Here is a 14,591-nt window from a genome sequence, read left to right as displayed (position 1 = left end):
GTTCCCCCAGTCGTTATGTAGTGAAAAAATATCCCCATTTAAAGTATACTAAAAAATTTAAATTGTTCATATATTATGAATTTACTAGAGGGCATGCTTTCTTCACATTTTCTTTCTCAAAATGGCGATTTGGCGGGATTTTTCACCGAGAAAAGCATTTTGTTCGCCACACGAATAAAAAAGAGGTACGATATCAAAGGGACAAATATCCTAGGTGCTGACATAAAATCTCTACAAATCCGACAATAATCGGTCACAATTTCAGCCTTATTTTAGGTATATTGATCTTTTTTTTTAGGCTGAATCGTTGTAAAGTAATGATATTGAATCATTTCTATGACAGCCGCTGTCCCCAGGGTGTACAGGCTGATATTTCAATAGTTTTGACGAATTTGTGAAACATTGAGCAAATATATCATTTTTTGTGAAATACCGAGCAATGATTTCGTTATGTTTGTGAAATGTTGAGCAATTTACCAGATTGGAGGAAAAACATCATGAGTGAGTTGGTATTAGCCCGCATTCAATTTGCATCTACAACATTGTTTCACTTCTTGTTTGTGCCTTTGTCTATCGGGCTTGTGTTTATGGTTGCTTTGATGGAGACGCTTTATGTTGTCAAAAAACAAGAGACCTATCTCAAAATGGCTAAATTTTGGGGGCATCTCTTTTTAATTAACTTCGCTGTCGGCGTCGTCACAGGGATTCTTCAGGAATTCCAGTTCGGATTGAACTGGTCTGATTATTCCCGTTTTGTCGGAGACGTATTTGGGGCTCCGCTTGCGATTGAAGCGCTTTTGGCGTTTTTTATGGAGTCTATTTTTATCGGATTATGGATTTTCGGCTGGGACCGTTTATCTAAAAAAGTGCATTTGCTTTGCATTTGGCTTGTATCTTTCGGAACGATTATGTCATCTTTCTGGATTTTGACGGCAAACTCATTCATGCAGGAGCCGGTCGGCTTTACGATTAAAAACGGCCGAGCGGAAATGAATGATTTCGGGGCGCTTTTGACAAACCCTCAGCTTTGGGTTGAATTCCCTCACGTCATTTTCGGGGCGCTTGCGACGGGTGCTTTCTTTATCGCCGGTGTCAGCGCATTTAAATTATTGAAGAAAAAAGAAGTGCCTTTCTTCCATAAATCTTTCAAGCTTTCGATGATTGTCGGTCTGATCGCCGGTATCGGCGTTGCGTTCAGCGGACATATGCAGGCTGAGCATTTAATGGAATCGCAGCCGATGAAAATGGCTGCCAGTGAAGCACTTTGGGATGACAGCGGTGATCCTGCCGCGTGGACGGCTTTTGCGAATATTGATACGAATAAAGAAAAAAACACATCAGAGATTTCAATTCCTTACGCACTCAGCTACTTGGCTTACCAGAAGTTCAGCGGCAGTGTGAAAGGGATGAAAACACTTCAAAAAGAATATGAAAAAACGTACGGAAAAGGCGACTATATCCCGCCTGTTAAAACGACGTTCTGGAGTTTCCGCATTATGGCGGGAGCGGGCGCGCTTATGATTTTTGCCGCGATTGCCGGCTTTATTCTGAACCGCCGCAAAAAGCTTCATACGAGCAAGTGGTATTTACGGGGCATGATCGCGCTGATCGCATTCCCGTTCATTGCGAACTCTGCCGGTTGGATTATGACTGAAATCGGCCGCCAGCCGTGGACGGTTATGGGGCAAATGACGACCGCACAATCCGTTTCGCCTAACGTAACGACGGGATCTCTGCTGTTTTCAATTATCGGCTTCGGCGTCATGTATCTGATTTTAGGCGCGCTGCTTGTCTTCCTATTCGTTCGTGAAATTAAAAAAGGTGCGGACCATGATGATCATAAGGATGTTCCTGTATCAACGGATCCGTTCAGTCAGGAGGTTTACCATGGGGTCACTTCATGATCTTTGGTTTGTACTCGTTTCAGTTTTGTTTGTCGGATTTTTCTTTTTAGAAGGTTTTGACTTCGGTGTCGGCATTTCGACCCGATTTCTTGGCCATAATGAATTAGAACGCAGAGTGCTGATTAACACCATCGGCCCGTTCTGGGATGCGAATGAGGTATGGCTGCTGACAGGTACGGGAGCGATCTTCGCGGCATTCCCGAACTGGTATGCGACGATGCTGAGCGGATATTATATTCCGTTTATCATCATCCTTCTTGCTTTAATGGGCCGCGGCGTGGCGTTTGAATTCCGCGGAAAAGTGAATCATTTAAAATGGGTCAAAACATGGGACTGGGTGATTTTCTTCGGCAGCCTTATCCCGCCGTTTGTATTCGGCCTTATCTTCACAAGCTTGTTCCGCGGCATGCCGATTGACGGCCATATGAATATGCATGCGGGTTTCTCAGATATTGTGAACGTGTATTCCGTCCTTGGCGGAGCGGCCGTCACCCTTCTTTCATTCCTGCACGGTTTAATGTTTGTCACCCTGCGCACGATCGGTGATTTACAAGAGCGTGCGAGAAAAATGGCAAAACGCGTAATCGGTGTTATCTTTCTTGTTGTACTTGCTTTCTTTGCGATGTCTGCATACGATACGGATATGTTTACACGCCGGGCAAACATCACGATTCCGGTATTCGTGCTGATTGTCATCTGCAACGTTCTTGCCGTTGTGTTCATGAGCAAGAAAAAAGACGGCTGGGCATTCGGTATGACCGGCGCGGGTCTTGCTTTGACAGTTGCGATGATTTTTATCTCTCTGTTCCCGCGCGTCATGGTCAGTTCGCTGAAAAGCGCGTATGACTTAACAGTAGCTAACGCGTCTTCCGGTGATTATTCACTTAAGGTCATGACAATTGCCGCACTGACTCTGCTGCCGTTTGTCATCGGCAGTCAGATCTGGAGCTATTATGTCTTCCGGAAACGCGTCAGCCATAAGGAGCCTATGACTTATTAATGGGAAAAGACCTGTTTCTTTATAAAGGAATGAAGCGGATTCTTGCGATCATTACGGGATTAACGATTATACAAACGGCCGCCATCATCTTGCAGGCGGAATGGCTGAGCCAGGCGGTAACCGGATTATTTAACGGGAAGCGGATTGCTTCTCTTTATCCGGTTATCGGCTTTTTCCTGCTTGCGTTTTTGGTCCGGCATGCGGTGACAACGGTCCGGCAGAAAATCGTGTACCAATATGCCGCGCAAACCGGCGCAGACTTAAGAAAAAGATTTCTTGAGCAATTGTTCCGTCTCGGCCCCCGCTTTGCGAAAAAAGAGGGGACAGGCCGGATGGTGACGCTGGCGATGGAAGGCATCAGCCAGTTCCGCCGTTATTTAGAGCTGTTTCTGCCGAAAATGGTCAGCATGGCGATTGTGCCGGCGGCCGTTGTTATTTACGTGTTTTTTCAGGATAAAACATCGGCATTGATTCTGATTCTTGCGCTTCCGATTTTGATTGTATTTATGATTCTGCTCGGACTTGTCGCACAGAAAAAAGCCGATCGCCAATGGAAGTCCTATCAGACGCTTTCCAATCATTTCGTGGATTCGCTCCGCGGACTGGAGACATTGCGGTTTTTAGGATTAAGCAAATCACACAGTAAAAATATCTTTCATGTCAGTGAGAGATACCGCAAGGCGACGATGAGCACGCTCCGGGTCGCGTTTTTATCATCATTCGCCCTGGACTTTTTTACGATGCTGTCGGTGGCGACAGTGGCGGTGTTTCTCGGCTTGCGGCTGATAGACGGACAAATTCTGCTCGGACCGGCATTGACCGCGCTCATTCTCGCGCCTGAATATTTTCTCCCGGTCCGCGAAGTGGGGAATGATTACCACGCGACGTTAAACGGGCAGGAGGCGGGGAAAACCATTCAAGCGATTTTGGCGCAGCCCGGTTTTAAAGAAGAAAAGCCGCTCGAACTTGATACGTGGACTGACGGGGATGAATTACAGCTTACGCGTTTGTCCGTCCGAGAATCGATGTCTGAATTTCATCTGTCCTTTAAAGGGAAGAAGAAAATCGGAATTATCGGGGAAAGCGGTGCGGGAAAATCGACACTCATTGATGTGCTGGGCGGCTTTTTAGAGCCTGCGTCCGGTGAGATCAAGGTAAACGGTGAATCCCGCTCGCATCTGCAGTCGGACGGCTGGCAGAAGCAGCTGCTTTATATTCCGCAGCACCCGTATATTTTTGATGACACGCTTTTGAATAATATCCGGTTTTATCATCCTGATGCTTCGCGTGAGGAAACGGCGCAGGCCGCTAGATCGGCGGGTCTTTCCGAACTGATCCGTGATCTGCCCGGCGGCCTTGACGGCCGGATCGGCGAGGGCGGACGGGCGCTCAGCGGAGGGCAGGCTCAGCGTGTCGCGCTGGCCAGAGCCTTTTTAGGAAACCGGCCGATTCTCCTTTTGGATGAGCCGACCGCTCACCTTGATATTGAAACAGAATATGAAATAAAAGAAACGATGAAAGACCTGTTTGAAAACAAGCTTGTTTTTCTGGCCACTCACCGTCTTCACTGGATGCTTGAGATGGACGAAATTATCGTGCTTGATGACGGCGCGGTGGCGGAAATCGGCACCCACGACGAATTGATGGCGAAACAAGGCGTATACGCCAAACTTGTAAAGGCGCAACTGGGGGAAAGAACATGAGAAAAGAAGAATGGATTCTGCCGTATATGAAGCAAAATGCCCGTTTGTTTGTTCTTGTGATTTTTTTAGGCGCGGTGACGATTTTTTCGGCGGCCTTTCTCATGTTCACTTCCGGTTTTTTGATCTCTAAGTCGGCGACCAGGCCTGAGAATATCCTGCTGGTGTACGTTCCGATTGTAGCCGTGCGGACCTTCGGGATTGCCCGTTCAGTCTCACGGTACGCCGAGCGTCTGACGGGGCACCATATCATTCTGAAAATCGTGTCCGACATGAGGGTGCGGCTTTACAATATGCTGGAGCCGGCCTCGCTCATGCTTTCATCCCGTTTTCGGACGGGCGACATGCTCGGCATTTTGGCTGAGGATATTGAGCATTTGCAGGATGCGTTTTTAAAAACGATTTTCCCGGCGGTTTCCGCTTTGCTGCTGTATGCGGCCTCCGTTATCGGACTCGGCTTTTTTTCCTGGCCGTTTGCCGCTTTTGCGGCGATTTACCTGTTTATATTGGTTGTATTGTTTCCGGTTGTGTCGCTTCTTGTGACGAGAGCGAAAAACATGAGGCTGAAAAGCGGACGGAATACGCTCTACAGCCGGCTGACAGATGCCGTGCTCGGCGTGAGCGACTGGATGTTCTCGGGACGCCAGGCGGCCTTTATTTCCTCTTATGAAGAGAAAGAGAAGGCATGGTTTGATCTTGAAAGCAAACGTCAGCGGTTTACGAGATGGCGTGATCTCGCCGCGCAATGCCTTGTCGGCGGCTTCATATTGATCATGCTGTTCTGGACGGCGGGTCAGTATGCGGACGGCAGCATCGCCAACACGATGATCGCGGCCTTTGTGCTTGTCGTATTTCCATTGACGGATGCGTTTCTGCCCCTTTCGGATGCGCTGACGGAAGTGCCTTCTTATCAGGATTCCATCAAAAGAATGAGTCAGGCGGCTCCGGAGCTGCGAAGTCGTGAGGTGAAGCAGACGGATGAGAAACTGGATGTATCTGATGTGACACTTACATTTGATAACGTGACGTTTTCTTATGATCAGCACAGTCATGTGCTTGGCCGTTTTTCCTTCACTCTCCGCCAAGGTGAAAAAATGGCGCTGCTCGGCAGGAGCGGCTCCGGTAAGTCGACCTCTCTCGCTTTAATTGAAGGCGCCTTAGTTCCCGATTCGGGCAAAGTGATGCTGAACGGGCTGGAAACTGCGGCCGTGCAGGAGCAGATTTCCTCAGCGGTGGCCGTTTTGAATCAGAAACCTCATCTCTTTAACACGAGCATTATGAACAATATCCGGCTCGGAAACGGCAAGGCGAGTGATGAAGATGTTAAGCGTGCGGCTCGGCAAGTGAAGCTGCATGATTATATTGAATCACTGCCTGACGGATATGAAACGTCCGTGCAGGAGACGGGGATTCGTTTCTCAGGCGGGGAACGGCAGCGGATCGCGCTTGCCCGTATTCTGCTCCAAGACACGCCGGTCATTATCCTTGATGAACCGACGGTCGGCCTTGATGCGGTCACTGAACGCGAATTGCTTGATACGATTTTTGATGTCTTTAAAGAGAAAACGATCCTCTGGATTACACACCATTTAGCGGGTGTGGAAACAGCTGATAAAATCGTCTTTTTAGAAAATGGAAAAGCAGAAATGGAAGGAACTCATCAAGAGCTGCTTGCAGAAAACGAACGGTACCGGAAGCTTTACCGTCTTGATGTTCCAATCAGAACATAAACAGCCGCAAACAAGCGGCTGTTTTTTTTGTGCGGTTTAAAATCTCTTCTTGTTTGGAATATAAATAGGAGACAGAAGAGGAGGTACAGAGATGAATATAATGGATTGGACGGAACAGGATGTGAAAGATACGCTGCCGAAGCGGGAAGCAGACAGCCATAAGGGGACGTTCGGGACGGCGTTATTGCTGGCCGGCAGCGAAGACATGCCGGGAGCCGCCCTTCTGGCCGGATTGGGCGCGATGAGAAGCGGTGTCGGCAAGCTCGTCATCGGTACATCGGCAGGCGTCATCCCGCTTATCGTCCCGGTGCTGCCGGAAGCGACGTACTGGCGTGACGGCTGGAAAAAAGCCGCGGCGGGCCAGCCCGGGGAAACCATCCGGGCCGCTGCCATCGGACCGGGCCTTCCCCAAACAGACGAAGTGCAGCAGGCGGCTGATCAGCTGCTTTCTGCCGATTATCCCGTCATACTGGACGCGGGCGCCATTACGAAAAGAACCTATCCAAAGAGGAAAGCCCCCGTGATCTTGACGCCTCATCCCGGCGAATTTTCCAGAATGACAGGCCTTCCGATTCAAGAGATTCAGCAGAACAGAGCGGGATATGCCGCGGAATGGGCGGAGCGGCTTCACGTCACGATTGTCCTGAAAGGAAACGAAACCATTATCGCTTTTCCCGACGGGGAATGCCGCAGGAATACAACCGGAAACGGCGCGCTTGCAAAAGGCGGGACCGGCGACACGCTGACGGGAATGATTCTCGGCATGCTGTGCTGTCATCAAGACCCGAAGCATGCCGTATTGAACGCCGTCCGCCTTCACGGTGAATGTGCGGAGTTATGGACGAAAGAGCGCTCCGCCCATACCTTATTGGCGCACGAACTTTCTGAACTGCTGCCGCGTGTATGGAAGGAATATGAATAAAGAAAAGGCGTCTTCATAGAGAAGGCGCCTCTTGTTGTTTTACCCTTGATTTCATCAGGACATAATACAGCAGCGATGGAACGGCCAGGCCGATGACCCAGGCAATGTCGCCTCCGCCGAATATTTCAGCGAGCGGCCCAATGTAAAAGGATGTATTGATGAACGGGATTTCTAATATAATCGACAAAACGAAGGCGGCCGCTGTAATCCAATTGACCCTGCCGTATTGTCCGTTGACGTCAAACATCGATTTGACGTGGTATTTTCCGCGGCGGATAAAATAGTAATCCACGAGGTTGATCGCCGTCCATGGAATTAAGAAATAACTGATGAAAAAGATGAAATTTAAAAACAGTTCCAGGAAATTGCTTTGGCCCAAGAGACTTAATACAGTACCTGCTGCCGTCACACAAAGGATCATTACCACTCTCGTTTTCGGCGTCACCTTCAGTTTTAAAAACGGCTCCAAGGTAGTCGTCGTTGACATAAAGGCTCCGTATAAATTAAAGACGTTGATCGCCATTTGCCCGAACAGGACAATGATCAGCATAATAAAGGAAAACGGACCGAACAATCGGACAATCTCATTTCCCGCATTAGCGGTAAATTCCGGGAGCGCCGTCGTCAAAATGGCGCCGAGAAGCATCATCCAGATGGAACTGACTGACGTACCTGCGTAGCTGTACCAAAAGGTATGCGATGCCGGTGTTTTGACCGGCAGATAACGGGAATAATCTGCGACATATGGCGCGTATGCCAGCTGCCATGTGGCCACCGCGCTGACCGCCACTAGAAAAACAGGCAGGTCTAATGAGCCGGGCACCCAGCTTCCTGAAGGAATCGGCAGTTGAAAAATAAGAATCGTTGCAGCAAAAAAAACGGCAAAGGAGGTCCAAGAGAGGATTTTCTGCATTTTGTGAATCAGATCATGACCGTAGATCGTGAGTAAAAAACAGATGGCGCTTAAGCCGATAATACACCATGAAGCCGGAATCGGTACAAAGCTGCTCAGTGTACCGGCTGCGAGAATCGTACTGCTCGCAAAGAAGCCCAGGTAGATAAACATGACCAAAAAGAGGGGCAGAATCGCTCCGATCACGCCGAATTGCGCGCGGCTTTGAATCATTTGCGGAATTCCGAGCTGAGGTCCTTGTGCGGAATGAGACGCCATAAAGATTGCGCCGATAAAGGTTCCGATAATAATGGCGGCGATACTCCAAAAGAGATCGAGCCCCATTGTAACGGGCAGTGTGCCTGTGACTAACGTCGTAATATGCATATTAGCCCCGAACCAGACGGGGAATAAATCTTTAGCCTTTCCGTGTCTTTCGTCATGCGGAATATGTTCAATCGTTCGCCTTTCTACTTTCAATAGATAATCTCCTCCGTATGTTCTTCTTTAACATAAAGACATAGCTTAACAGATTGACCTGCCGTTTACAAATTCCAGCATGCAGGAAAAACATTGTAAAGCCTCGTTGACAGCCGTTCAAAAGTTTTTTTGAAAAACGGAACAAACACTGCCGCCAAAACGATTTGCCAGGGTTTAAAAGGCATGGATATGCTTACGGACTAATATGTATTAAGGAGAAATGTGTCAATCTTTTGACGAATGGAGCCATTATTCGTTAAGCTGGAAGAATAGTTTACTTTGTGTAAATTTCATTAATGAAAAGGGGATTGATGATATGTGTACAAGTCTTACATTGAAAACGACAGACGGTAATCACCTATTGGCGCGAACGATGGATTTTGCATTTCAGCTCGGGACGGACGTCGTGCTTTATCCTCGTCAGTACAGCTGGAAAAGCGAAGCTGACGGCAGGATGCATAAGACGAAATACGCATTTATCGGCATGGGGAGAAATCTCGGCAATGTTCTGTTTGCCGACGGCGTAAATGAAAAAGGGCTGTCGTGTGCGACGCTGTATTTTCCGGGCTTTGCGGGATACAAGAAAGCGGAACGGGAGGGCACCTGTCACATCGCTCCTCATGAGTTTGTCACCTGGGCCTTATCAAACTGTGAATCTCTTGAAGACATAAAGGAAAAGCTCGGTTCGCTGACGATTGTAGAGAAGAAATTGATGTTATTGGATACGGTGCTGCCTCTTCATTGGATTTTATCAGACCGCACGGGCGGCTGCATTGTCATCGAGCCGACACCGGAGGGAATGAAAGTATATGACAACAAACCCGGAGTGATGACCAACAGTCCGGAATTTCCTTGGCATGTGACCAATCTGCGCCATTATATCGGAATCAGGCCGCAGCAGTCAGAAAGCAAAACATTGGGCGGAATGACATTAACCGCTTTCGGCCAAGGATCTGGAACGATCGGGCTTCCCGGTGATTACACGCCGCCATCCCGATTTATCAGAGCCGCTTATCTGAAAGAGCATTTAGAGCCTGCCGCTCATGAAACGGATGGCGTTACGGCCGCTTTTCACGTGCTGTCCAATGTGAATATTCCAAAAGGCGCGGTGATCACAGAGGAGAATGAAATTGATTATACGCAGTATACGTCGGTCATGTGCTGTGACACCGGGAACTACTACTTTCATCTGTACGACAACCGGCAGATTCACAAAGTAAGTTTATTCCATGAAGATCTTGACCGTCCGGAGCCGAAAGTATTTGCGGCCGCGGCGGAGCAGAATATACAGGAGCTGAATTAGCTCAAAAAAAACAGGACGCGATTGTCCTGTTTTTTTATTTAATACGGATCAGACGGATGGCTTTCCTGTTCAGCCTGTTTTGCGGCTTGTGCTGTATCAGTAGTGCCGATCGGCCCGCCGCTGTTGCTTTCGGAGGCTTTTTTCAGCCCTTCCGCCACACGTTTTCCGTAGTCCGGATCTGCTTTTGTGAAATTCTCAATCATTTGATCCTGAATGTCTTTGCGGCAGGAAGAAAGCGTATTGACCAGGTTTGTGATCAATTCGTTCCGTTCAAATTCCGAAAATCTGCGGTATGTTTCTCCGGCCTGGCCGAAGTTATTCGGCCGGTCGATCGCTTCCCGCTTCACATCGCCTTCGACATGAGGTGTATGGTCTTTCCCATCCTGCTTTGCTTCGTTGAGTCCTCCCATAATGGACGGCTCATAGTTGACGTGCGGGTTTTGTCCTTCTGCCCGATCGACCCGATACTGCATTTGCCCGCCTTCCTGGTTGGTGGCGACATGCTTTTTCGGCGAGTTGATCGGAAGCTGCAGGTAGTTTGCGCCGACGCGGTACCGCTGGGTATCTGAATAGGAGAATGTCCGCCCCTGAAGTAATTTGTCATCCGAAAAATCAAGGCCGTCCACAAGCACGCCCGTTCCGAATGACGCTTGTTCCACCTCGGCATGGTAGTTTTCCGGGTTTTTGTTCAGAACCAATTTACCGATCGGCTTCCAAGGGAAATCGTCTTTATACCACAGCTTGGTCGGATCAAGCGGATCAAAATCCAGCTCGGGGTGTTCGTCATCAGTCATGATTTGCGCATACACTTCCCATTCAGGGTAATCGCCTTTTTCAATCGCTTCATACAAATCCTGTGTCGCATGGTTAAAGTTTTTCCCCTGAATCTCTTCCGCTTCCTTCTGTGTCAGGTTGCGGATGCCCTGTTTCGGTTCAAAGTGATATTTGACGAGCACGGCTTTTCCTTCTTCATTGACCCATTTGTAGGCATGGACGCCTGAGCCCTGCATCTGCCGGTAGTTGGCCGGGATGCCCCACGGCGAAAACAGGAATGTGATCATATGAGTCGCTTCCGGTGATTGGGAAATGAAGTCGAAAATACGCTCGCCGTCCTGAATGTTCGTAACGGGATCAGGCTGAAATGCGTGCACAAGATCCGGGAACTTCAGCGGATCACGGATAAAAAAGATTTTCAAGTTGTTGCCGACCAGATCCCAGTTGCCGTTTTCGGTATAAAGCTTAACGGCAAAACCCCGGGGATCACGCAATGTTTCCGGGGAATGCTTCCCGTGGTTGACGGTAGAAAACCGCACAAACGCCGGAGTTTTCATTCCTTTCTTTTGAAACACTTTCGCTCTTGTGTATGTAGAAATCTCCTCGTCTCCAAAACTTCCGTACGCCTCAAAGTATCCGTGTGCGCCGGCGCCGCGCGCGTGAACGACGCGCTCGGGAATCCGTTCGCGGTCAAAGTGGCTGATTTTCTCCAAAAAATCATAATTCTCCAATGTCGTCGGTCCTCTATTGCCGACTGTCCTGACATTCTGGTTGTCAGTGACCGGATGGCCCTGCCGGTTTGTCAGCGTGTCTTCTGACTCGCCTTTACCGGTCGTCTTACTGGAAAGCGTTTCTTCGCTGTTTTTGTTATTTTCCATTGTTGAACCCTCCTTTTTGAACGGTAACAATATGCCCAGCAGAGCCGTAATTTAAAACCGATTTTCAAAAGAAGCAGTTATTCCGCGATCGGCGTCAAGGACCCGTCGTTCCATATTTCGCCTTTGTTCAGCGTCCAGCTGTTTTGATAAAGGCTTTGCGCGCCTTGATTGGCCGCCGGACTTAATTGTTCATCCCATGTCAAAAAGTACGTTGTCTCGGGATACTTTTGCCTGATCGCATTGATAAAAGCAGCATAATCAAAGCTTCCGATATTACCGGACGGACCGGTTTCGGCAAAGGCAAACGGTTTTTTCAGAGACAGCATTTCATCATAGCCTGATATCGCATACGGATCAGTGAAGTAAGCGTCCAGACCGGTAATATCCACAAAAGATGAGCCTGGGTAAAAGTCTGTCTTAAAGTCTCTGTTGTCATCCGGCGAATACACCCACAAAAGGTTATCCAATCCTCTTGTCTCTGTCATATAGCGGTATATCTTCTTGTAAAGCTCTTTGTACAGCGAGATTCTTTCATTGTCTTTTTGGTTGTAGCCTGTCAGCCCCCACCAGAACCACTCGCCGTTCATTTCATGCAGCGGTCTGAACAGAACGGTGACGCCTTGATTTTTCAGCTGAGTAAGGCCGTCGGCGATTTTGCTGAGCAGCGCCTCAAGCCGTTTTCCTTCAACAGTTGAAGGGTTCAGGATGTTTTTGTACTGGCTGTTTGAGATGGCCGTTTTATAGTTTCCGGATGGAAAAGCCGGATTTGCGAGATGCAGGCTGACCTGAGGGAGGCCGCCGCTTTTCCAGTATGAGATTAAGCTGCTGTTGCAGCTGTAATCGATAGAATCGGTGATATCCGCTGTTTCAAGCCATCCTCTCCCATAGTCACAGCCGTAGATGGCGGGAGACTGTCCCGTCGCGTTTTTCAAGCGGTTTTCCTCTGTCATTGAAAAAGTGACATCGCTATACCCGCCGAACGCCCCGGACATGACCCTGTTTTCTGAACGGTTGGGCAGGTGCGCCAGCCAGTTCATGATATCTTTTGTCGTCTGCTGGGCATTTGGGTTGACGGGATAAACGGTGTGAGCCGATATCGGACTGGCGGCTCCTAAGAGTAATAAAACGATAGACAGGCAGACTGCTAACCTTTTGAGCATATAAAAGACCTCCTGATTTTTAAGATGATGAAGGATGTGAAACGATAACCTCACAATCTCCTTCTATAACAAAATCTCCGGAATCCGCCGGCACGATAAAGTGATCGCCTTTGTGAATGGGGCATCCATCCAGTTCTCCGCGTCCTTTCATGACGCTTGCGAGTAAATACCGGCCGGGTGCGGGGAATGATGCTTTCCCGCTCACATCCCATTGATAAACTGAAAAGAAAGGTGTTTCGGCGAGTATCGTAATCAGAGCATCTCCAATCCGATGCTTTGTGCTTTTTACATTTTCATCGGTATGGGGAATGTCTGTTACGTCAATTGCTTTCTGAAGATGAAGCTCGCGTTTATTCCCGTTCCCATCCGTCCGGTCATAGTCGTAAAGCCGGTAGGTGGCATCAGAGCTTTGCTGGATTTCAAGAACGAGCGCACCTTCACATAAAGCGTGCAGTGTGCCGCTCGGGACATAGAAAAAGTCGCCGGGCTTAATGGGGATGCGGCGGAGCAGGTGATCCCACTCGTTTCGTTCAATGAGCCGAACGAAGTCTTCTCTCGTTTGGGCGCGGTGTCCTAAAATGAGCTCCGCGTCTTTTTTGCAGTCCAACACGTACCAGCATTCCGTTTTTCCGAGTTCTCCGTTTTCATGCCGATGTGCATATGCGTCATCCGGATGCACCTGTACGGATAAGTCCATATTTGCGTCAAGAATTTTTGTAAGCAGGGGAAAGGCGTCTTCTTTCGGATGTCCGAACAGGTCAGGGTGTTCATTCCAGAGACGGTGTAATGATGTTCCGGAAAAAGGCCCGTTCCGCACGATGGATGTGCCGTGAGGATGAGCTGAAATCGCCCAGCACTCGCCCGTCCGCTCAGAAGGAATCTCATACCCGAATGTATCGCGCAGCTTCGTCCCGCCCCATAATCTTTCTTTAAAAACCGGTTCCAAAAATAAGAGTTTCGTCATTTTCCCGCCTCCCGGTTTGCCGCTTCTAAGGCCTGCTCCGCCAATACGAGCGAACCGGCCGCGCCGGAGTGAATCCCTAGTTGAGGGGGAACGATGAAGTGTTCAATGTCGGGCAGATCAATATATTGATTCAGCCGCTTTTTCACGTGCTGACGGATAGAAGAGAACAGCTGCCGCTGCTTCATGACGCCTCCGCCGAGAATGATCTTTTCCGGCGAAAGTATGAGAATATACTGCACAAGCGCTTCGGCAATATAATAGCCCTCAAGCTCCCACACTTCCTGCTGATCCGTGAGCAAAAATGCTTTTTTCCCCCAGCGTTTCTCAATGGCGGGGCCTGCCGCGAGGCCTTCCAGACAATCTGTATGGTATGGGCAATTGCCTTTGTAGCCGTCGTCCGGATGTCTTCTGACATAAATGTGGCCCATTTCAGGATGAGACAGCCCTTGAACAAATCTGCCGTTCATGATGGCGCCCGCGCCGATGCCTGTGCCGACCGTCAAATAGAGGCAGCTGTCCGCGTTTTTGGCCGCGCCGAAAGAAGCTTCTCCAAGCGCCGCCGCATTAACGTCGGTGGTGAAGCCTGCGGGAATATCCAGAGCGCTTTTGATCGTTTGAAGAATAGGGCAGTTCCGCCAGGCTGTCTTCGGCGTCGCGGTGATGCACCCGTAAGTTTGACTGTCAGGACGGATATCAATCGGCCCGAACGAACCGATGCCGATGGCGTCTATCGGGAAATCTGTAAAGTAACGGATGACCTGTCTGAGTGTGTCATCCGGTTCTCCCGTCGGAAACTCTGCTCTGTCCAGAATGGTGCCGTCTCTTTGTCCGGCGGCACAGACAAATTTCGTGCCGCCGGCTTCAATACCTCCAAGCATGGCCGT

11 protein-coding genes are annotated in these 14,591 nt (G+C 49.1%); 6 read left to right on the top strand and 5 right to left on the bottom strand.

Going from position 1 to position 14,591, the window contains the following annotated elements; translation table 11 throughout:
- The first annotated feature begins 497 nt into the window (after positions 1-497).
- The 5 genes from NQS30_RS16595 to NQS30_RS16575 all read left to right on the top strand — a co-directional run bounded on the left by NQS30_RS16595 (position 498) and on the right by NQS30_RS16575 (position 7,256).
- The gene (locus NQS30_RS16595; RefSeq protein ID WP_007407763.1) at positions 498-1,904 is read left to right on the top strand and encodes a cytochrome ubiquinol oxidase subunit I; all 1,407 of its coding nucleotides are present in this window, start codon (positions 498-500) and stop codon (positions 1,902-1,904) included.
- The gene (gene cydB / locus NQS30_RS16590) at positions 1,888-2,904 is read left to right on the top strand and encodes a cytochrome d ubiquinol oxidase subunit II (protein WP_003150830.1); all 1,017 of its coding nucleotides are present in this window, start codon (positions 1,888-1,890) and stop codon (positions 2,902-2,904) included. Before NQS30_RS16595 ends, cydB begins: the two co-directional genes overlap by 17 nt.
- Positions 2,904-4,607, top strand: a complete 1,704-nt coding sequence (gene cydD / locus NQS30_RS16585) for a thiol reductant ABC exporter subunit CydD (RefSeq protein ID WP_015240850.1) — start codon at positions 2,904-2,906, stop codon at positions 4,605-4,607. Before cydB ends, cydD begins: the two co-directional genes overlap by 1 nt.
- Complete coding sequence (gene cydC / locus NQS30_RS16580) at positions 4,604-6,334, top strand: thiol reductant ABC exporter subunit CydC (protein ID WP_015240849.1); 1,731 nt, start codon at positions 4,604-4,606, stop codon at positions 6,332-6,334. The genes cydD and cydC overlap by 4 nt, the downstream gene beginning before the upstream one ends.
- Positions 6,335-6,425: 91 nt before the next feature.
- Complete coding sequence (locus NQS30_RS16575; RefSeq protein ID WP_040238716.1) at positions 6,426-7,256, top strand: NAD(P)H-hydrate dehydratase; 831 nt, start codon at positions 6,426-6,428, stop codon at positions 7,254-7,256.
- A gap of 13 nt (positions 7,257-7,269) precedes the next feature.
- Here NQS30_RS16575 and NQS30_RS16570 read toward each other — a convergent pair whose 3' ends face one another.
- Positions 7,270-8,628, bottom strand: coding sequence for a purine-cytosine permease family protein (locus tag NQS30_RS16570; protein WP_218791420.1), 1,359 nt, complete (start codon positions 8,626-8,628; stop codon positions 7,270-7,272).
- A gap of 316 nt (positions 8,629-8,944) precedes the next feature.
- Here NQS30_RS16570 and NQS30_RS16565 point away from each other — a divergent pair, with 316 nt between their 5' ends.
- On the top strand, positions 8,945-9,931 hold the full coding sequence (locus NQS30_RS16565) for a choloylglycine hydrolase family protein (protein WP_218791419.1): 987 nt from the start codon (positions 8,945-8,947) through the stop codon (positions 9,929-9,931).
- Positions 9,932-9,969: 38 nt separating this feature from the next.
- Here the strand turns inward: NQS30_RS16565 and katX are convergent, their stop codons facing one another.
- From katX to NQS30_RS16545, 4 genes are all read right to left on the bottom strand, one after another.
- Positions 9,970-11,583 carry a catalase KatX gene (katX, locus tag NQS30_RS16560; RefSeq protein WP_218791418.1) on the bottom strand — a complete coding sequence of 538 codons (1,614 nt, stop codon included), beginning with the start codon at positions 11,581-11,583 and terminating at the stop codon, positions 9,970-9,972.
- A 77-nt stretch (positions 11,584-11,660) separates the two neighbouring features.
- Positions 11,661-12,743, bottom strand: a complete 1,083-nt coding sequence (locus NQS30_RS16555; RefSeq protein ID WP_015240845.1) for a glycosyl hydrolase — start codon at positions 12,741-12,743, stop codon at positions 11,661-11,663.
- A gap of 19 nt (positions 12,744-12,762) precedes the next feature.
- The gene (gene manA / locus NQS30_RS16550; protein ID WP_015240844.1) at positions 12,763-13,707 is read right to left on the bottom strand and encodes a mannose-6-phosphate isomerase, class I; all 945 of its coding nucleotides are present in this window, start codon (positions 13,705-13,707) and stop codon (positions 12,763-12,765) included.
- The gene (locus NQS30_RS16545; protein ID WP_015240843.1) at positions 13,704-14,585 is read right to left on the bottom strand and encodes an ROK family protein; all 882 of its coding nucleotides are present in this window, start codon (positions 14,583-14,585) and stop codon (positions 13,704-13,706) included. The genes manA and NQS30_RS16545 overlap by 4 nt, the downstream gene beginning before the upstream one ends.
- Positions 14,586-14,591 lie beyond the last annotated feature (6 nt).

Origin of the sequence: Bacillus sp. B1(2022) (genome assembly GCF_040259625.1) — a bacterium.
GTDB classification, from domain to species: domain Bacteria; phylum Bacillota; class Bacilli; order Bacillales; family Bacillaceae; genus Bacillus; species Bacillus velezensis.
The sequence above is the reverse complement of the archived record's forward strand: the minus strand, read 5'-3'. Positions and strand labels throughout refer to the sequence as shown.